General features: G+C 61.1%; 24 protein-coding genes. 8 read left to right on the forward strand and 16 right to left on the reverse strand.

The features are described 5' to 3' along the window. Positions 1-38: 38 nt before the first annotated feature. The 7 genes from AC1Q6J_RS05235 to AC1Q6J_RS05265 form a co-directional block, all read right to left on the reverse strand. On the reverse strand, positions 39-854 hold the full coding sequence (locus AC1Q6J_RS05235) for an NUDIX hydrolase (RefSeq protein WP_492278279.1): 816 nt from the start codon (positions 852-854) through the stop codon (positions 39-41). Beyond that, the gene (locus tag AC1Q6J_RS05240) at positions 854-1,783 is read right to left on the reverse strand and encodes a dihydrodipicolinate synthase family protein (RefSeq protein ID WP_492278280.1); all 930 of its coding nucleotides are present in this window, start codon (positions 1,781-1,783) and stop codon (positions 854-856) included. Before AC1Q6J_RS05240 ends, AC1Q6J_RS05235 begins: the two co-directional genes overlap by 1 nt. A 21-nt stretch (positions 1,784-1,804) precedes the next feature. Beyond that, positions 1,805-2,677, reverse strand: a complete 873-nt coding sequence (locus AC1Q6J_RS05245; RefSeq protein WP_492278281.1) for an SDR family oxidoreductase — start codon at positions 2,675-2,677, stop codon at positions 1,805-1,807. Between the two features lie 24 nt (positions 2,678-2,701). Beyond that, positions 2,702-3,562, reverse strand: a complete 861-nt coding sequence (locus tag AC1Q6J_RS05250; RefSeq protein WP_492278282.1) for a MaoC family dehydratase — start codon at positions 3,560-3,562, stop codon at positions 2,702-2,704. Between the two features lie 21 nt (positions 3,563-3,583). Beyond that, on the reverse strand, positions 3,584-3,976 hold the full coding sequence (locus tag AC1Q6J_RS05255; protein WP_492278283.1) for a Zn-ribbon domain-containing OB-fold protein: 393 nt from the start codon (positions 3,974-3,976) through the stop codon (positions 3,584-3,586). Beyond that, entirely contained in the window at positions 3,976-5,124 is a 1,149-nt protein-coding gene (locus tag AC1Q6J_RS05260) for a thiolase family protein (RefSeq protein ID WP_492278284.1), read from the reverse strand. The genes AC1Q6J_RS05255 and AC1Q6J_RS05260 overlap by 1 nt, the downstream gene beginning before the upstream one ends. Before the next feature lie 91 nt (positions 5,125-5,215). Further along, positions 5,216-8,707 (reverse strand): indolepyruvate ferredoxin oxidoreductase family protein, encoded by a 3,492-nt coding sequence (locus AC1Q6J_RS05265; protein WP_492278285.1) that lies wholly within the window; start codon positions 8,705-8,707, stop codon positions 5,216-5,218. A 373-nt stretch (positions 8,708-9,080) separates the two neighbouring features. On the opposite strand from AC1Q6J_RS05265, the gene AC1Q6J_RS05270 reads away from it, so the two are divergent. Beyond that, positions 9,081-9,320 carry a hypothetical protein gene (locus tag AC1Q6J_RS05270; RefSeq protein ID WP_492278286.1) on the forward strand — a complete coding sequence of 80 codons (240 nt, stop codon included), beginning with the start codon at positions 9,081-9,083 and terminating at the stop codon, positions 9,318-9,320. Between the two features lie 115 nt (positions 9,321-9,435). Continuing rightward, positions 9,436-9,849 carry a hypothetical protein gene (locus AC1Q6J_RS05275; protein WP_492278287.1) on the forward strand — a complete coding sequence of 138 codons (414 nt, stop codon included), beginning with the start codon at positions 9,436-9,438 and terminating at the stop codon, positions 9,847-9,849. Between the two features lie 62 nt (positions 9,850-9,911). Here the strand turns inward: AC1Q6J_RS05275 and AC1Q6J_RS05280 are convergent, their stop codons facing one another. Beyond that, a complete protein-coding gene (locus AC1Q6J_RS05280) occupies positions 9,912-10,748 on the reverse strand; it encodes an isocitrate lyase/PEP mutase family protein (RefSeq protein ID WP_492278288.1) in 837 nt (278 codons plus the stop codon). A 95-nt stretch (positions 10,749-10,843) separates the two neighbouring features. Then, entirely contained in the window at positions 10,844-11,152 is a 309-nt protein-coding gene (locus AC1Q6J_RS05285) for an NIPSNAP family protein (protein ID WP_492278289.1), read from the reverse strand. Positions 11,153-11,216: 64 nt separating this feature from the next. Here AC1Q6J_RS05285 and AC1Q6J_RS05290 point away from each other — a divergent pair, with 64 nt between their 5' ends. From AC1Q6J_RS05290 to AC1Q6J_RS05300, 3 genes are all read left to right on the forward strand, one after another. Continuing rightward, positions 11,217-11,906 (forward strand): ArsR/SmtB family transcription factor, encoded by a 690-nt coding sequence (locus AC1Q6J_RS05290; protein WP_492278290.1) that lies wholly within the window; start codon positions 11,217-11,219, stop codon positions 11,904-11,906. Between the two features lie 126 nt (positions 11,907-12,032). Next, the gene (locus AC1Q6J_RS05295) at positions 12,033-12,866 is read left to right on the forward strand and encodes a hypothetical protein (RefSeq protein WP_492278291.1); all 834 of its coding nucleotides are present in this window, start codon (positions 12,033-12,035) and stop codon (positions 12,864-12,866) included. A gap of 18 nt (positions 12,867-12,884) precedes the next feature. Then, complete coding sequence (locus AC1Q6J_RS05300; protein ID WP_492278292.1) at positions 12,885-13,145, forward strand: GCG_CRPN prefix-to-repeats domain-containing protein; 261 nt, start codon at positions 12,885-12,887, stop codon at positions 13,143-13,145. A 48-nt stretch (positions 13,146-13,193) separates the two neighbouring features. Here the strand turns inward: AC1Q6J_RS05300 and AC1Q6J_RS05305 are convergent, their stop codons facing one another. Continuing rightward, the gene (locus AC1Q6J_RS05305) at positions 13,194-13,469 is read right to left on the reverse strand and encodes a twin-arginine translocation (Tat) (RefSeq protein ID WP_492278293.1); all 276 of its coding nucleotides are present in this window, start codon (positions 13,467-13,469) and stop codon (positions 13,194-13,196) included. 142 nt (positions 13,470-13,611) lie between these two features. Beyond that, entirely contained in the window at positions 13,612-13,962 is a 351-nt protein-coding gene (locus AC1Q6J_RS05310) for a hypothetical protein (RefSeq protein WP_492278294.1), read from the reverse strand. A 232-nt stretch (positions 13,963-14,194) separates the two neighbouring features. Here AC1Q6J_RS05310 and AC1Q6J_RS05315 point away from each other — a divergent pair, with 232 nt between their 5' ends. Together AC1Q6J_RS05315 and AC1Q6J_RS05320 are read left to right on the forward strand one after the other, a co-directional pair. Then, positions 14,195-14,455, forward strand: coding sequence for a GCG_CRPN prefix-to-repeats domain-containing protein (locus tag AC1Q6J_RS05315; protein WP_492278295.1), 261 nt, complete (start codon positions 14,195-14,197; stop codon positions 14,453-14,455). Between the two features lie 1,089 nt (positions 14,456-15,544). Further along, positions 15,545-16,021 (forward strand): hypothetical protein, encoded by a 477-nt coding sequence (locus AC1Q6J_RS05320; protein WP_492278296.1) that lies wholly within the window; start codon positions 15,545-15,547, stop codon positions 16,019-16,021. Positions 16,022-16,081: 60 nt separating this feature from the next. Here the strand turns inward: AC1Q6J_RS05320 and AC1Q6J_RS05325 are convergent, their stop codons facing one another. Then, positions 16,082-16,372 carry a hypothetical protein gene (locus AC1Q6J_RS05325; RefSeq protein ID WP_492278297.1) on the reverse strand — a complete coding sequence of 97 codons (291 nt, stop codon included), beginning with the start codon at positions 16,370-16,372 and terminating at the stop codon, positions 16,082-16,084. A gap of 183 nt (positions 16,373-16,555) precedes the next feature. Here AC1Q6J_RS05325 and AC1Q6J_RS05330 point away from each other — a divergent pair, with 183 nt between their 5' ends. Continuing rightward, positions 16,556-17,017, forward strand: coding sequence for a VOC family protein (locus AC1Q6J_RS05330; protein WP_492278298.1), 462 nt, complete (start codon positions 16,556-16,558; stop codon positions 17,015-17,017). A gap of 325 nt (positions 17,018-17,342) precedes the next feature. Here AC1Q6J_RS05330 and AC1Q6J_RS05335 read toward each other — a convergent pair whose 3' ends face one another. From AC1Q6J_RS05335 to AC1Q6J_RS05350, 4 genes are all read right to left on the reverse strand, one after another. Beyond that, a complete protein-coding gene (locus AC1Q6J_RS05335) occupies positions 17,343-17,657 on the reverse strand; it encodes a hypothetical protein (RefSeq protein ID WP_492278299.1) in 315 nt (104 codons plus the stop codon). Between the two features lie 8 nt (positions 17,658-17,665). Further along, the gene (locus AC1Q6J_RS05340) at positions 17,666-18,037 is read right to left on the reverse strand and encodes a hypothetical protein (RefSeq protein WP_492278300.1); all 372 of its coding nucleotides are present in this window, start codon (positions 18,035-18,037) and stop codon (positions 17,666-17,668) included. Positions 18,038-18,177: 140 nt separating this feature from the next. Beyond that, positions 18,178-18,426, reverse strand: a complete 249-nt coding sequence (locus AC1Q6J_RS05345; RefSeq protein ID WP_492278301.1) for a DUF2442 domain-containing protein — start codon at positions 18,424-18,426, stop codon at positions 18,178-18,180. Continuing rightward, on the reverse strand, positions 18,407-18,643 hold the full coding sequence (locus AC1Q6J_RS05350; protein WP_492278302.1) for a DUF4160 domain-containing protein: 237 nt from the start codon (positions 18,641-18,643) through the stop codon (positions 18,407-18,409). The genes AC1Q6J_RS05345 and AC1Q6J_RS05350 overlap by 20 nt, the downstream gene beginning before the upstream one ends. Positions 18,644-18,662 lie beyond the last annotated feature (19 nt).

Below are 18,662 nucleotides of genomic sequence, written 5' to 3' on the forward strand. Positions count from 1 at the left end.
TCCGGCAAAAGCCGAGACCAGCAGCTACGAAATCCGCATCAGGCGCGCGCGACGTCAAAAACGTCGCCGTCGTAGCCCGCCTCGATGGGAATGCGCAGGCGTGTGGTCCCATTCTCGTTCCTGCTCATCTCAGGCACCACGGTCACCACCGGCGTCGCCCGCGCGAAATCCATTGCGGCGCGGGCAGTTCCGATCTTGTCGAGCTTGATCAGGTTACGGATGGTCGGAAACGGCAGATTGTAACGGCCCGATGCCGCCGCATCGAGCGCCGCCTTGGGCGAGAGCCAGATGGAGTCCACGGATTCCCTGCCGTCGTGCTTGCCGATTTGATCGGGCGGCGCCAGCGCCAGCAGGAAATGCGTATCGAATCGCTTCGGCAGATTCACCGGCGTGATCCAGTGCGCAAACAGCGCCAGCAAATCGATCGCAGGAGTAAGGTCATGTTCGCGCAGAATGTCCGCGAAACTCACCTTGCCCTCATCGAGCGATTCACGCTGCGGACCGAGCGCCGCGGCCTTTGCCGCGGAAACCAGCGACGACGATCCGCGCGGACGGGCCAGAAGAATTCCACTTTCCTCGAACGTTTCGCGAATGCCGCCTATGCGAATGGCCGCCGTATCGATATCGAGACCGCCGCGATCCGCCACAAACGCGGGATCAGCCGCAACCTCCCGGTCATTGGGGTCCATGCTGCCGCCAGGAAACACCAGCGCGCCGGAGCTGAATTCGATCTGACGGTTACGCTGCACCATGAAGATTTCCATGCCGCTGGCGGCTTCCCGCAACAGCAACACAGTCGAGGCTGTGCGCAACGCCTTCGACGGATCCGGAACGCTCTTGTTGTCGCCGCTCATCAGATGTTTGCCCGTTTGTCGATGCGTCCAACGCGCGACAGAAGATAGTCCACTTCGCTGCGCGCCAGCGCGCTCATGCTCGATCCCGGCTTGCGCTGCGCGTCCGACGCGATCTTGCCGCGCTTCTTCAGGACATATTTGCGAACGGCAAGACCGACGCCCGGCTGTTGCTCGTAACGGATCAGCGGCAGATGCACATCGAACAGATCGTGCGCGGCGTCGCGCTTGCCTGCCTTCGACAGGTTGACGACATCCACCAGCAAATCCGGAAACGCGTAGCCGGTCATCGCGCCGTCGACGCCACGCTCCATCTCGAAGTCGAGAAACAGTCCGCCGTTGCCCACCAGAATCGACAGCGGCCGCAGCGAACCGTCCTTCTGGAAACCGCGCAGTGTGGAAATCTTCTCCAGCCCCGGCCAGTCCTCGTGCTTGAGCATCACACACGACGGGCTATCCATGACGATCTTGCGGATCACCGACGGCGTCATGATGACCGTCAACGTCAACGGATAGTCCTGCAACACCCACGGCACATCGCTGCCGATGGCCTCGCTCGCCTGCCGGAAGTAACCAGTAATCTGCTCATCGGTTCGCAGATGCGGCGGCGGAGCGATCATCACGGCGGCGGCGCCGGCATCCATCGATGCGCGCGCCAGTGTGCGCATCTGCGCAAAACCCGGCGCGGAAACGCCTACGATGATCTGCTTGTCCCTGGCCCGCTTGATGAAGCGCGTTGCAACGTCGATGGATTCGTTGCCTTCGAGCTTCGGCGCCTCGCCGAGGATGCCGAGCACCGTCACGCCGTTGCAGCCGACTTCCGTGTAGAAATCGGTCAACCGGTCGATCGAGTCATAATCGATACGGCCGTCGTCGAAAAACGGGGTTGGCGCGATGGCGAAGGTGCCGCTTGCCTCGTGGGTCAGCTTCATTATTCAGGTTTCTTTCGTGGACTAGAATCTGCGAGCCGCCAGTTTATCCTGCTCGTCGAAGAAAATCTCCCTGGCGTGGCTCACGATGTCTTGCGCTTTCCACGGCCCGCCCGGCTTCCAGCCTTCCATTTCCAGCATTTTCATCTCGCGCACGCCGCGCGGCCCGGAAACGCCAAGCACCTTGCCGGTCTGCTCGCCCGACAGCGAACTCACCATATACAGCACCGCGGGAGCGATTTCGTCCGGCCCCATCGCCGCGCCCGGATTCTCGATATAACGCGGCAGGTCCGCGGTCATGCGGGTCAGCGCACCGGGCGCCAGTGTCCAAAGCCGGATGTTGTGTTTGCGGCCCTCGATGGCGAGTACGTTGCTCAGGCCCCAGATGCCGCCCTTGGCCGCGCCGTAATTGCTCTGGCCGAAATTGCCGATCAGGCCCGAGGTCGACGAGGTGTTGACGATGACGCCGCCGCCATTGTCCTTCATCCATTTGAACACCGGGAGCGTGACGCAGAAGGTGCCCTTCAGATGCACCTTCATCACCCGATCCCAGTTGGCTTCGGTCATCTTGGCAAAGGTGCCGTCCAGCAGGATTCCGGCATTGTTGACCAGAATGTCGGCGCGCCCGAAATGCCTGATCGCATCGTCGAACACCGACTGCCCGCCGGCCATGGTCGAAATATCCGAACCATTGGCGACAGCCTTCCCACCCTCCGCCTTGATGGCATCGACAACTTTCTGCGCCATCGACGTGTCGGCGCCGCTGCCATCGCGAGGCCCGCCAAGGTCATTGACGACCACCGACGCGCCTTCGCGGGCAAACAGCTTGGCGTAGGCTTCGCCCAGACCGCCGCCTGCCCCGGTGATGATCGCAACCATGCCGTCGAGCAAACCCATCGAGTCCTCCCGTTTCTTCTTGCTTCAGGTGAGAACCGTCTTTCCGTTTTTAATAACGGTGACGCCACGGCTTTTGACGCGGCCCTCGAGCGAAATCACGTTGCCGTCCTTCCAAAGGTCAAACGACACGGTCTCTCCCGGAAACACCGGAGACGAGAACCTCGTCACGTGCCGCCTGAACGCCAGCGGATCGTAGTCCGCATAGGTTTGCAGCACGGCGCGGCAGCTCAGGCCATAGGTACACATGCCGTGCAGGATCGGCCGGTCGAAGCCGGCACGCTTGGCGAATTCGGGATCGCTGTGCAGCGGATTGCGATCGCCGCAGAGCCGGTAGATCAATGCCTGATCCGGCCTAGTCGAGATGTCGACGCTCATGTCCGGCGCACGCTTCGGAATCGGATGCGGTTCGGGCTGACCTTCCGACGGACCACCGAAACCACCGTCGCCCCGCGCGAACGTTGACGCGATGATCGTGGCGAGGTCTTCGCCCTTGTCATTCTTCAGCACGGTCTTGCGCAGGACCACCGCGCCCTTGTCCTTGCCCTTGTCGAAAAGGCCAAGGATGCTGGAGTCCGCCGTGATGTTCGCCTCCATCGGCAGCGGCTTGTGGAAGGTGATGTCGCGCTCACCGTCGACCACCATGACGCGGTTGAGATCGATATGCCCGGCATTCGCGCCCCAGGCAGCGACCGAGGCATAGGTCGGCACCACCTTGAGTTCGCGCGGCGTGTAATAGGCCTCATTGACGAAGGACAGTTCCTTCTGATCCATCGGATCAGCACCCATGCCGATACCATAGGCGTAAAGCATTACTTCGCGGTCGGTCCACGAATACTTCTGGCCGACGTTCTTGAGCGCCATCACTTCATCGTACTTGATCGGCATGTTTCCTCGCTGTTGTTATTGTTATCCGGCGGGCGTGAAGAACGGCAGCGGCGCACCGTCCGTCGGCTTGAATACGACCTTCACGCGTTGACCGATTTTCAGCGTAGCCAAATCGCAGTCCACGAAGTTCGTCAGCAACGACGGGCCTTCATCAAGCGTGACATAGCCGATCGCATAAGGTCCGGCCGGAGACTTCCGCATCAGGCTGTAGCTGTAAATGACGCCCTCGCCCTTGCTCTCCTCCCACACGGTCTGGTCCGAGAAACACACCGGGCAGATCGAACGCGGGAAATAATGCGGCTCGCCGCATGCTGTGCAGCGCTTGATGAGGAACTTGCCCTGCTTGGCGGCGTCCCAAAATTGCGCGGTTTCCGGATTGCCGGTGGGCGCCGGATATTTCGGTTTGTCGGTCATCACACGCGCTCCAGAATAGCGGTCGAAGCCGCATGACGCACACCAAGCAATCCGCCGGTGCCATGTACCAGCGCGAGATCGCAGTTCGGTACCTGAACCTTGGGATGGGCTTCACCGCGCAACTGGCGAACCGCCTCGATGATCTTGGTGATGCCACCACGGTTGATGGGGTGATTGTTGCACAGCCCGCCACCGTCGGTGTTCCACGGCAGCTTGCCGACGCCGGAGATCAGGTTGCCATCGGCGACGAACTTGCCGCCGTCGCCCTTTTTACAGAAACCAAGATCCTCAAGCTGAACCACCACGGTGATGGTGAAGCTGTCGTAGATCGACGCGTACTTGATGTCCTTCGGCGTCACGCCTGCTTCCGCGAACGCCGGTGGACCGCTCCACACACCCGCCGAATAGGTCAGGTCGAGCTTGCGGCCGCCGTTCGGACCCTTCAGCGATTCACCGTGCCCGGTCATGCGCACCAGCGGACGCTTCAGCGACTTCGCGATCTCCGGCGTGGTCACCACGAGCGCACCACCGCCGTCCGAGACGACGCAGCAGTCAAGACGATGCAGCGGGTCGGAGATCATCGGCGAGTTGATAACATCTTCCACCGTGACGACGTCGCGCAGCATCGCATGCGGATTGTACTGCGCATGATGCGAGGCCGCGACCTTCACCCAGGCAAGCTGCTCGCTGGTGGTGCCGAACTCATGCATATGGCGCATGGCGCACATGCCGTAAGCGTTGTGGGTTGTCGCGCCGTAAGCGGCCTCGAAATCGACTTCGGGGCCGAATGCGCGCGGCGGCATCGGGCCGGTACGCGGCTTGCCGGCCAGCGTGATCAGCGCCACGGAACATTTGCCGGCTGCAATCGCCTCTGCGGCGTGTCCCAGCGCAATGATGTAGGAACACCCGCCGGTTTCGGTCGAATCCAGATGACGCAGCTTGAGGCCGAGATAATCGGCCATCGGCATCACGCCACCGGGCGCATCGCCGGCGCAGAAATAGCCGTCGACGTCCGCCTTGGTCAGGCCAGCATCTTCCAGCGCGCCCCTGGCGCATTCGGCGTGAAGTTGCGCCGTCGATTTGTCCGGCGCATGCCGGGTGGGATGTTCGTAAATCCCGGCAATGTAGGCTTTTCCCTTGATGCTCAAAGTCATCTCCGCTGCTTCATCTCAGCGGATTTTCTGACCCGCCAAGCGGCGCTTGGCAAGCATCTTGAGTTTCGCCGTGCGAACGAGCGTTCTATTCGGCCGCGATCTGCGGCGCGATCATGGGCGGCGGATTGACAAGGTCCTTCGCAAGCTGTTCGTATCGCGCCTTCGCTTTTGCGATCGACGCCTCCTTCACCGGGCCATAGCCCCGGATCTGATCCGGCAGCGACAGCAACTCCACCGCGATGTCGTGGGTCTTCGGCGACAGCAGTTTCACTGCCGTCACCACATCCTGCTCGTAACCCTTGATCAGATTGCGCTCGAGCTTGCGGTCTTCGCTGTAGCCGAACGGATCGATCAGCGTGCCGCGCAGGAAGCGGAATTTCGCAAGCACGCCGAATACGTTCATCATCCAGGGACCAAAGGCGCGCTTGCGCGGACGGCCCAATGCATCGGTGCCGGTGTTCAGAATCGGCGGAGCGAGATTGAAGCTCATCTTGAAGTTGCCGTCGAACTGCTTGCGGATGCTGTCTGCGAAACGTCCATCGGTATAGAGCCGCGCGACTTCATACTCGTCCTTGTAAGCGAGCAGCTTGGCATAGTTGATCGCAACAGCGCGCGGAAGCGCTTCGCCGTAACCTCCGTCGAATGCCACCTTCCGAACCTGATCGACGAGATTGCGATACCGCGCGGCATAGGCCGCGTTCTGATAGCCGGTCAGCAATTGCGTCCGGTGCGCGATGATCTCGTCTAGCGACATCTGGTCGAGCGTCTTGGGCGCCTCGGGCTCGTCGCCCTTCATCATCGCAGCCAGCTTCGCAGGATCATGCGCCGCGAGCCGGCCGAGGCGGAATGCCTGCGTATTCATCTTGATCGAGACACCGTTGAGTTCGATCGCCTTTTCGATGGCTTCGGCGCCGACGGGCAGCAGACCCTTCTGATAGGCGTACCCCATCATCATCATGTTGGTCGCGATCGAGTCACCCAGCAGCGTCTCGGCGGGCTTGGTGAAATCGAGGAAAGCAGATTCCTTGCGAAGCGCATTTTCCAGCACGCGATTAACCTTGCCGCGCTGGAAATCGAAATCGCGGTTCTGGATGAAATCGGCGATCGGAATAAGATGGGTATTGATAACGCCGTAGGTACGCGAGGACTCCGCGAGCGTAATCGTCTCCTTGGCGACAGCCACCACTTCATCCGCAGCGATCAACAGATCGGCAGTCCCGGTGACAATGCGCGAGCAAGTCACGTCGGCCGTGTTCTTCGACAGCCGCACATGGCTCAGCACCGCGCCGCCCTTCTGCGCAAGCCCCGACATGTCCAGGATCATGCTGGCCTTGCCTTCGATATGCGCGGCCATGCCAAGGAGCGCGCCGATGGTCAGCACACCCGTGCCGCCCACGCCGCCAACAGCAATGTTATATGGACGATCCAGCGAGGGCACCGACGCCGGCGCCGGCAGTTCGCCGATGTTGCCGATGTCGACCGGCGCGCGCTTGCGCAGCGTGCCGCCGTCGATGGTGACGAACGACGGGCAGAAGCCCTTCAGGCAAGAATAATCCTTGTTGCAGGTCGACTGGTTGATGGTGCGCTTGCGCCCCATCTCGGTTTCCAGCGGCTCCACCGAGATGCAGTTCGATTGCACAGAGCAGTCGCCGCAGCCTTCGCAAACGGCGGCATTGATGACGACGCGCCTTGACGGATCCTCCATCAACCCGCGCTTGCGGCGGCGGCGTTTCTCTGCGGCGCAGGTCTGCACGAAGACAATGGCCGAGCAGCCCGGCGTTTCACGCAACGTGCGCTGGACTTCATCGAGCTGATCGCGGTGCGCAACCTTGGTGCCCGGCGCAATGTCCGACGCCGGATAGGCTTCGGGATTCTCCGACACGAGATAAATGTCGCGGATACCCTCGCTGTGAAGCTGGAACGTGACCTGTTGCGGCGACAGTTCACCATCGACGTGCTGACCGCCGGTCATCGCCGTCGCGTCGTTATAGAGAATTTTGTAGGTGATGTTGGCCTTGGACGCGACCGCCTGCCGGATCGCAAGGCTTCCCGAATGGAAATACGTGCCGTCACCGAGATTGACGAAGACGTGCTTTTCATTGGTGAACGGCGCGATGCCGACCCACGGCACGCCCTCACCGCCCATGTGCGTGAAGGTTTCGGTGTTGCGGTCCATCCACAGCGCCATGAAATGACAGCCGATACCGGCCATCGCACGGCTGCCTTCCGGCACCTTGGTCGATGAATTGTGCGGACAGCCCGAGCAGAAATACGGCGTGCGCGTGACCGGCGCGATCGCCTGCACCTGCGTCGCCTGCCGGCCGTTGAACCAGTCGGCCCTGGCACGCAGCATCGCGACGATTTCAGGATTGAGGTCGAGTTGCAGCAACCGCTCGGTCAGCGAGCTTGCCAGCGACGCCACGCTGAGTTCTTCGGCAAACGGCAGGAAGCGTTTGTCGTGATGATCCATCTTGCCGATGATGCGAGGGCGCACGTCGTCGCGCCAGTTGAACAGCTCCTGCTTGACCTGGTTTTCGACGATCTCGCGGCGTTCCTCGACAATGAAGATTTCCTCGAGGCCGACGGCGAATGCGCGCACCCCCTCCGGCTCCAGCGGCCACGGCATGCCGATCTTGTAAAGCCGCAGACCGATTTTCGCGGCAACCTCCGGCGTGATGCCGAGTTCGCGCAATGCCTGGCGGATGTCCTCATAGCTTTTGCCGGACGCCATGATGCCGAACCGCGCGTTCGGCGAGTCCATGGTAACGCGATTGATCTTGTTGGCGCGCGCAAAGGCAACGGCGGCAAAACCTTTGTAATCCTGCAGGCGCTTGTCCTGCGCGTAGCGGTCGTCCGGCCAGCGGAGGTTGAGACCGCCCGGCGGCATCTCGAAATCAGGCGGAATGATAAACGGCGTCAGTTCATTCGTGAGATCGATTTCCGCCGTGGTCTCCACCGTCTCGGTGATGACCTTCATGCCGACCCAGCAGCCGGAATAGCGCGACATGGCGATGCCGAGCAGTCCCATCTCGATCATTTCGTGGATGCTCGATGGATAGAGATATGGCATCAGCGCGGAGATAAAGGCGTGGTCCGACTGATGCGGCACGGTCGACGATTTCGCGCCGTGGTCGTCACCCGCCAGACAGAGCACGCCGCCGTTCTTGGCCGACCCCGCCGCGTTGCCGTGACGGAAGACGTCGCCGCAACGATCGACGCCGGGGCCCTTGCCATACCAGATGCCGGTGATGCCGTCGTATCTCGCGCCGGGCGAAAGATTGAGCTGCTGCGAACCCCAGATCGCAGTCGCGGCGAGATCTTCGTTGACCCCCGGCTGGAACTTGACGTTGTGCTGTTCGAGATGTTTGCGCGCGGCCACAAGCTGCTGGTCATAGCCGCCGAGCGGCGAGCCGCGATACCCGGAGACGAACCCTGCCGTGTTCAGCCCTGCCGCGCGATCACGCCGGACCTGCGCCATCGGCAGCCGGACCAGCGCCTGAATGCCGGTCAGGAAAACATGCCCCGAGCCTTGTGTGTATTTCTGGTCGAGGCTGATCGGCCCTTGGTTGATTCCCATATTCGTTTGCCTCTTTGCCGGGCTCTTGTTGCGCTGTGACGAGTCTACTTAGAACCAGTCTATGTCGCTTTTCGTTTTCCGCACAAAAGAAATCGCAATCATCAGACCTTTGTTTCCAAACGCAATTTTAGGATGGTTTTCGCCCTCTCCCGGACCTGTTGTGTCGTACCCCCGCCTGAGGCCGAAAGGACATTGCGAAGGACTTTTTGCCTTGCAACGGCCGCCCATGACCGCTGCGGTGCGGCCGGTCCCACCGCAATGCTGCCCCTCGCCCCATGCAACGCTCCGCCGGAACGGTCCCGCCCGACAGGCCGTTAGTCCCGGACACACAGAGGCCCGATCGCAACGGGTCACAAAGCGGAGGATTTGCAGCATGAGCCGCATGTCAGGAAGTGACTGGATGTCGGATGGCAAAAAAGGCACCTATGACGAACCGGCACAGACAAGCGAGGGGTTCGAATATCAGCAGGGCAAACCGATCAAGGCGCTCATAGGCATTGCTCTCCTTGTGGTTCTAGCCGTTGCGCTCGCGCGGATGAATCCTGCTCCGCATGAGGTCTCGAACACCCCTGCGATTACGACAGGCCAGACGACGAGCACGGGCGCCAGATGAATATCCCGGCACCTGCAATATTCCAGGATTCTTGACCAATCATCGCCCCCTGCCGGGGAACGTACCCGGCATCCGGCAATTGTCTCCTCAGATGCAATGACTGGAGGAATGACTCATGGCAGTCGAGCGCAATCCCAACGATCCCTACAGCGCGGCCACGAACGATGAAGTGCTTCGCCGCCGAACTGAACAATTCGATAATGAGCTTCAGGCAGACCCCGAACTCGCTGAGGGTCCGGCAGGCGGCGGCCGTGTCGCGCTGTTTGCAATCGCACTGGTGGCCATTCTCGGCGTCGTGTTTTACGGGCTGAATTCGTCAAGCACATCACCCGATGCGACCCCGACCGCGCAGACAATACCGGCTTCGCCGCCGGCGGGCGGCACGGCGCAAGCGCCTCGCGCTCCGGCTGGCCAGACCACCGGCTCGGCAATGAAGCCCGCACAGCCGGCCGCTCCGCCCGCGGCTAACAACCCGGCACCGGCGGCACCGCAGAACAACGCGGCTCCGGCGGATTCATCGACGAGGTAATTGTAACAAGCCGCAATGTCAGAGCGGGCATCCGAACGGGTGCCCGCTCTCTTTATGATCTGCTACTGCCGATCCTTAGCAGCGTTGATAAAGAAGCCATTGATCTCTCCGTGCGGCACGGCGTGGGCCAATTCGGAGAACGACCCTTTCTCGGCAATTTCGCGCGCGGCGCGCAGAAATCCTCCCCAGGCTGCGCGTGCCAGCGCGCCGCCGATACTGATCCGCCTCACACCAAGGTCGGTGAGTTCAGCAACGGTCAGTCCGGGGCTGCCCATCAGGATATTGATCGGCTTCGGAGCCAGTTCCTTCACGACAGCCGCGATCTGCTCCCTGGTCCGGATGCCAGGCGCGTAAAGGCAATCCGCCCCGGCCTCGGCGTAAGCCACCAGCCGCGCGATGGTCGCCTTGAGATCGGGCTGCCCGACCAGAAAGCTCTCGCACCGGCCAACCAGCACGACGTCACTCTCCTTCGCATCGATTGCCGCGCGGGCCGCGCGCATACGCTCCACCGCGAGCGTCATCTCGTAAAGCGGAGCTGACGCATCTCCGGTCGAGTCCTCGATCGACAAACCGGCCACGCCGGTCTCAATAGCACGCGTCACATTCGCGGCCACGCCTGCCGGGTCGTGCGCAAACCCCGCCTCGAAATCGGCATTCACGGGAATATCCGTGGCGTCGCACAGAGCCTTCAGATGCGTCAGCACATCGTCACAACTGACCTTGTTGTCGGAATGGCCGATCGACCAGGCAAAGCCTGAACTGGTCGAAGCCAGTGCCTTGAAGCCCATGCCGGCAAGCAGCCGCGCGCTGCCCACATCCCACGGATTTGGCAGTACGAAGCACCCGCTCTCGTGTAGTTTTCTGAAATCCGTGCGCTTCTGCGCTGTCGAAACCGGCATTCGTTATTCTCCCAGCGAGTTTGTTATCAATGTCTTTGACGCCGCGGCGGACGATGCCGCTGATGTCATGCGAAATCAATCGGACTCGCGCGGTGTCAGCCTTGCACCTGCCGCAGGAAAGTCCTCTCCTCCGAGAGGATAAACTTGTGCTCCTGCGCGAAATTGAAATTCGCGAGGCCTTCGGCATCTGCTTTTAGCCGCGCACGGTAGGACTCATAGTCAGCGAGACTTGGAAACGAGATCAGCCCGAACGCGATGTTGTCGGTTCCCTCGTGCGGCATCCAGTAGCCGAGCAGATCGCCGCCGCACTTCGGAATGATGGTAAGCCAGCGCTGCGCGTAGGCCTCGAACAGGTGGCGCCTGAACGGATCGAGTTGGTAACGGATGAAAACAGTAATGGTCATGCTGTACTCCTCGTCTGGAAGCTATCCCGTTGCCTGCTGCCAATGCTTCGATTAGGATCGAAGTATGAAAGCAGGACCCGACATCGCCATGATCGCCTCGCTGGTCGGCGATCCCGCGCGATCGAACATGCTGACGGCACTGATGAGCGGCCGCGCCCTCACCGCCACCGAACTCGCGCAGGAAGCCGGCATCACGCCGCAGACCGCGAGTTCGCATCTCGCCAAGCTCGAAGCGGGTCACCTTGTCGTTCCGGAAAAACAGGGTCGTCACCGTTATTTCCGCCTCTCGGGTCCGGATGTCGCGGCGGTGCTTGAGGGACTGATGGGTCTTGCGGCCCGCGCCGGCCATCTGCGGGTCAGGACCGGACCGGCGGATCCGGGACTACGGCGCGCCCGCGTTTGCTACGACCATCTCGCGGGCGATTTCGGCGTCCAGATGCTCGACGCCATGACCGAGAAGAATCTCCTGCGCGCGCACAAAGGCAGCGTAGCGTTGACACCACGGGGCGAGCGCTTTGTCGCTGATTTCGGCATCGACCTGTCGGCACTCGGCGCAACCCGCCGCCCGCTGTGCAAGACTTGCCTCGACTGGAGCGTGCGGCGCAGCCACCTCGCGGGATCGCTCGGCGCAGCCATCCTGTCACGCCTTTACGAACTGAAATGGGCCAGGCGCGAAAAGGGCAATCGCGTCGTGACCTTCTCGCCCAAGGGCGCCACCCGGTTCACCGCGTTGTTCGGCACGAAGAGTGATTAATGCAACAATCCGGTGTTGACACACGCGCGCAAAAATTGGCGTAATTCGCCGCGCTTTGCGCTTTGATTTCCTTAATTTCTGAACAGGTGCTCCATGTTTCGCTGTGGGTTAGTGGCATTTATCGCGTTGTCCTCAATCGCCGTCCCCGCGGCCGGCTGGGCCTACGAGATCAAGCCGAAGGCGCCTGAAACCGCGTTTTCCGCGAAGCTGCAACCCGACATCGTCGGCCTGTCGAGCAACACCGAGGGCAGCAAGGCCTCGCCCCTGTTCGAGACCTATCTGAGGGACCTGCCGGGTGTGAAGCCGGAAACGGCCCAGCAGAAATTCGGCGGCACCAACGTGACCTATGTCACCGCGATGAAGTTTGCCCTCGCCCCCACCAGCACTCATCCCGGCGAATCGATGCTGGCGGTGTTCTCCTCGCCGGCAAGCGCCAACCGCGCTTATTACATCTCGCGCGTTCTTGGCTTTTCCGCCGAGAAGCAACCATCCAAGGCCGAGATGATCGAGCGCGTCACCGCGAAGTACGGTCAGCCGACCGCGATCGGCGACGGGCGCATGTACTACTTCTACAAGGCCGGCAAAGTGATGTCTATGAAGCAGAAATACACCCCTGCCTCGGCGCTCGAAGCCCTCAGCGCGCCGATCAATCCCAAGGTTGCGGTCGCGCTGAACGACGCCAACGGACGCGGAAGCTGTGTGGCGACATTGAAGCGCGCGCAGGCCTCGGACAAGACACTGGACAAGCTCGCAGCGGAAGCCAAGGGCGCGAATTGCGACGGCCTGATGACGGTGGAGATTTCGCCGGGCATCACCCCGGATCGCGTCAGCAAGGCTGAATTCACGCTGATCGACTTCAAGCTGATTGTCAGCGCCGCGAAGATCGATTCCGACGCCTTCGCCGCCGAGAAAAACGAAGCCCTCAACAAGACCCCGCTCGGCAACGCGCCGAAGCTCTGAGAGAGAAAACCACCGGCGATGAAGGCGATCTGTGCCGCGACCCTCCTGACCATCGCGCTGTCCGCCGGAGCCGTTCAGGCGATGCCGCTCGCCTCTCCTGCCGTGCCGATGCACGCAGATGTCTTGCAGGTGAAGGACGGATGCGGCATCGGATTCCATCGCCTGCCCAGCGGTGTCTGCCGCCCGCAACCCGAGGGACCGCGATTGATGCGGCTGTTCGCGCGCAAGTGCCCGCTCGGATATCGCCGCAACCTGATGGGCAAATGCCGCCGGGAATAAACGAAACCCCGGCTTGATCGCAGCCGGGGCTCGTCACTCAACCGCTGCTTACCAGCGGCGATAGTGCCGACGGTAATGACGGCGGTAATGCCGGCGGTAATGCCGGCGGCGCCAGTACACCTTCTCAGGTTCGGCGCGCGCAACGTCGTCCTGATCCGCAAGCGCAGGCTTTGCGGCGGCGTCCGGCTCCAGCTTCGGGCCATTCATCAAATCTTGATGCGGGGCCAGCATCGGAGCAGCGGTCGCTGCGGTTGCCGCCGCGGCGATGGCTCCAGCGCCGGCGGCAAAGCCGAACGCAAATCTCAGGAATTCACGACGTTCCATTTCTTGTTTCTCCTGGTGAGAGCGAGGTTGCAACAAAGCAAATATCTCGCGGAGACAATGAACGCCGTGTGAACCCGATGGTTCCTTCGTTGCTCATGACTGAGCGCAATATTCTCCTCTCATCGAATGATGCGGTACCTCATCACCAGTAACGGCGCCGCCAGTACCGGCGGCGATAGAAGCGGCGGCGGCGCCAACCCCAATACCTGCGGCGGCGCCAGTATCTGCGGCGGCGATAACCCCAGTAGCGGCGGCGGCGCCATCCCCATCCGCGACGGCCCCAGCCACGGCGGCGTCCCCACCGCACCTGCTCGATCCGCGCTTCATTCAGATCGTCATCGCTGGCGACGGCATTTTGCGGAAGCTGATCGGGCTCGATTGGCGGGCCGGTGAGCGCTTGCGGCGCGAGCGGCGCGGCGCGCGCCGCTGCGATGGTTGCTGCGCCTGCGGCAGCGATACCAAACGCGAGCTTGAGAAAAACGCGGCGATCCATGTTGCGTCCTCCTGATGTTCTGCCCGATGGCAGAATTCAGCAACGCGCATGAATGGAAACTGAACCGCCTCAGGCCCCCGCAACCGCGGCCATATTCGGTTCATCTTGTGTCAATGTTCGGCGGAATAGTGTCCCTCCGCCGGCGACTGCCGGCGAATAATCTTCGGTGCCCCCGGCCAGCCCTGGCCGTTCCGAAACGCATCGCGATTTGATCACCCAAGAAAGGACCCCCATGAAAACATTGTTCGCAGCAGCGCTTCTCGCAGTTTCTGTTGCCGGTTTCGGCACGGCCAACGCAATGCCTCTGGCTCCCGCATCGGGCGCCGCCGCCGATGTGATCCAGGTCGCCGGTGGTTGCGGCCCCGGTTTCCACCGCGGCCCGTATGGCGGCTGCCGCGCCAACCGTGGCCGCGTTGTCGTCGTCCGTCCGCCGGCGGTTCGCAAGTGCCGCTACTGGGGCCCCGGCCGCCGCGTTTGCCGCACCTGGTGGTGATCGTCCGGTCATCCCGGCTTCACAATTCAAACCCCGCTCCGGCGGGGTTTTTCTTTGAGCGGCGTGCGCACTCGCCGGTCGTCCCCGCCAACACAGGTCGTCATGGCCGGGCCGATGACAGGTTCCGGCGGGGACCCATACTCCCTGCGCTATCGATCCTGTCGTGAAAACAGATCAACGTCTTTCTTCGTCACCGCCAAATCCAGTGGCTATGGGTCCCCGCCTTCGCGGGGACGACACTGAGTGTGTTGAAACGCTCGCATCCACATTCCGATTCAGTTTTCAAACAGCCCGCACATGCAGATGTGCGCATTATGTTCGCGCATGACCTGATCCAGAAACCGCTTCACACTTTCTGGGGTCAAGCGCCATCGCCCCTGTTGTTATGACGGCGCGGGGGCGCCCGAAATTCTTTATGCGCCTTGCGCCCGATGAGGGCGCGCGGAACGCCGGATGCGCAAGCGCATCCGCAGCCCCGTGTGCAAAGGTAGAAAGCACACGAGCATAGTCGCCACGGTTACGCCGTTACATCCGGCGTTCCGCACGCGGTGGTGCTCCGGCTTGCTTCGTGCTCTCCCCGGTGATCGATCGCTTGATTGTCACCGTCGTCCCTGTTGAGGGTTTCCGCTCCGGTTGAAGCGGCTCTCTACCGGACTTGACGCCTGCGTATCGGGCGTCAGGACCACACGACTTGGGCCGGCGCGGACGTTACGCGTTCATGCCAAGCGTTGCCGCTTCGCAATCCCGCGCACAGCGTGGTTCGTCTTGCGCTCGCTCGCGTCGCTCACACGCCTCCGGATGTCGAGTACGCCCTTTCGGGTGCGTACCTTTGACCCGGGCTTGCGCCCTGCGACACTCGCTCGCGCCTGACGCTGCCGCGCCACCGCATCCCGCCCCGCGTATCGTGACGATCGCGAAACGCCCCTCATGACGGGGCGGGACATGAAGGAATATAGTCCTATGATGAAAAATGTCAAGCCGGAAGGTATCGAATGGGTATCTTTCGATCCGTGCAGGACAGTCCTAAACAATGCCCCCTGATTTTTCCCCGATGATGGGAACCATTCACGGTTCCGTGGTTGGTATACGATGGCAGACATCATCACCAACCGTACATTCCGCTCCCGGACCAGCCGGTTCGCTCATGTCATCGAACGCCTCGGACTTTCCATGGCCGGCGCATCGTGCGGCCTGTTCGTGGCCGCGCATGTCGCGAACGCGCGTGTCGATGCGCTGGGTTCCATCAGCATGAGCCTGGCTCTCATGATCCTCGGCGCAATCGGTTTCTATCTCGGGATCGATGTGCCGCCCCACCGCTCAGGCAGGCTGCATCTGGCACAGGCAGCGGCGTCCGCCGGTGAAGATCCGTCGTCGACCGATCCCGTCGAGCTTCTGAGTTCGGCCGGAACCTTCCTCGCCGCCATTGCGGCTTTCATATCGGTCTATTCCATCGTCACCGACGCCGACACAACCACCGCGACATCCTCATTGCTCGCGTTTGCCTGGCTGCTCGGCGTGACAATACAGATCGTGGCCGGCCTGACGGCACGAATGCGGAAAACCTGAGAGAATTTTAGTCGAATGACATATATCGCGCAGAACCCGCGCGCGATTCAGGACATTTTGTCAGGAAGACTTTTCGTGGTCGGGAAATGACTCACTGGCTTGAATAATCACCGGCGCGCCCAGCGCTTCGCGCTGTTTTTTCAGGGCTTCACTGCGCGCCTTCGCGCACAGCGCCTTGTCGTGAGGCGTCGGCTGTCTCGGCCCGACCAGTTCGACCCGGCAAACCATTTGCCGAGGCATGTGACTGCCATCGGCGGGAGGCTGGGTCGGCATCGGCGTCGAAATTCGTTTCGGCATGCCACATAAACGCGCAACCTGCTCATTTGTTTCCTGGAACAAATCGCGCGGCACGATTTTAATCGGGGCGCTGTGACGCAGCGGAAATGGTTCGGCTCGTTCATGGTCCCGTCGCAATTGCGGACGAAGCTCCAGCCGAGCAACCCGCCATGGTCAGGCGCGGCAGCCGATCATGACCGGATCATGTCCGGACGCGGATTGTTCTCGTCATTCTTGATAGAAACGAGGAGTTTGCTCATGGCTTCCAAGGTCAAACCCATTCCCCAAGGCTTCCACACCGTCACGCCGTATCTCATTGTCGACGGCGCTGAGAAAATCATCGGCTTTCTGAAGAAAGCCTTCGACGCCGAGCTGTTGCACGAGATGACCAAGCGGCCCGACGGCACCGTGATGCATGCCACACTGAAAATCGGGAACTCGATGATCATGATCGCCGACGCGTCGGAACACGCCAAGGCCTCGCCGATGATGCTCTATCTGTATGTGCCTGACGCCGACGCCACCTACCAGAAGGCCATCAAGGCCGGCGGCATCTCGATCATGGAGCCGGCGGATCAGTTCTACGGCGACCACTCCGGCGGCGTGAAAGATCCCGCGGGCAACAGCTGGTTTGTCGGCACCCATGTCGAGGACGTCAGCGAAGCCGAACTGAAGAAACGCGCGGAAGAAGAACTCAGGAAGCGCAGCAAGGCGGCGTAAGGCAAGCCAGGGGCCGGACGCTCAGTGCGGCCCTTCGCGCTCCATGGCTGTCATGGCCGGACTTGTTCCGGCCATCCACGTCTTTGGTCTTTCGTCGTCATTGCGAGCGAAGCGAAGCAATCCACCTTACAAAAGCTGGATTGCATCGTCGCTACGCTCCTCGCAATGACGACGTGGATCACCGGGACAAGCCCGGTGATGACAAAAGATGGTTATGCGAAATAGTGGGTAGCCCGCATGAAGCGCAGCGAAATGCAGGGCGGTATTGCGCGGGAAATTCCCGGATTTCGCTGCGCTACATCCGGGCTACGCGCAGCTCACCTTTTTACGAGGCGGGCCAGCTCTCCGCCTGCACCATGATGTCGCGCGTGCGCTTCACCTGCGGCCAGTCGCGGTCGAAGTCTTTTATCAGCCGCTTCATCTCCTCCCCGCCCGCTGCGGCATCGAGCGACGCGCGGTCCGGGAATTCATACATCGCCAGGTGTACGGCGGGATCGTTGGCGAGCCAGTAGCGCCACGCGCGCTTCGAGCCGAACGATTTCACCGCATCCGGCAAATGCTCGCGCGAATACCACGCATCGAACGCAGCGCGCTTCGATTCATCGGGGACAGTGGCGCGGACAACGAGAATGTGGGGCATGGGACCGATCAGTTAAACAGCCGCAAGAAAAGCTGAACACGAAACTGTGCATAATCCAATGCTATGTGAAGCAAGGATGGCTTCTGAATTACGAGAAACACCGCGACAAACGCAACTAATAACAACAAGGTCAAAGGATAGAATCTGCGATTGCGTTCCAGCCATAAAAACAAGAAGGCAAGGAAGGAAATCACAATACCAGGCGAAATAAGCATTAGGGTCTTTATCCAAAAACCAACCTTCACATTTGGCGCGCCTAAAAAACTTCCAAGTAGAAAACTAAAAAATGGCCACGAGCCAATCTCAAGCCCAATGACAACTGGCATCAAGGCGATCGCGCCAATTCTCGCAAAATTCTCCATCGAACCTACTGCAATCATCGAACCAATACTGGAGGCAACCGATGAGAACTTGGCGTGCTCAAACTTCCAATCTTCACAACGGAATGTTGTCGTGCTTCTTCATCGGCACATCGACGTGCTTGTCCTTGAGCATCGCCAGCGCGCGGACGCGGGTGAAATCATTTCACCGCCCGCCCCTTGAGCATGCCGGTCACGCTCAAGTCCTCATCAAGGTCCGGCCAATGAATGCCCATCGGCATGATCTCGTAACTGGATCGCTGTGCAGCAGATGCGGACAACAAGCGCGGATACCACGCCAGCGGTGTGGCGATGCGACGCCCGTCGCGCAGCGTGACGACAAGCTCGGTCGCCGTGAACGCGACCGACTGCGCACGCAAATCTCCAACCTCAATTTCCAAAGTGCTCATGCCATGCATCCAACAGGCCTTTGCGGTTGTCCCGCAGATACCGGATTATATCGCCGATTTCGTGAGCCGGGAACCCGGCATTCAGGGCGATGTTCAGGTCATGCAGCCAGAACTTGGCTTCCTTGTCGCCGCTACGGACATGAACATGCGGCGGCTCACTGCCCTCATTTGAGTAAAAGAATGCCCGATACGGTCCCCAGCGCAGTATAGTCGGCATCACCCCCACCCCGGCGCTT

This window comes from Afipia sp. MLSD5-FHT05B12, assembly GCF_058793355.1.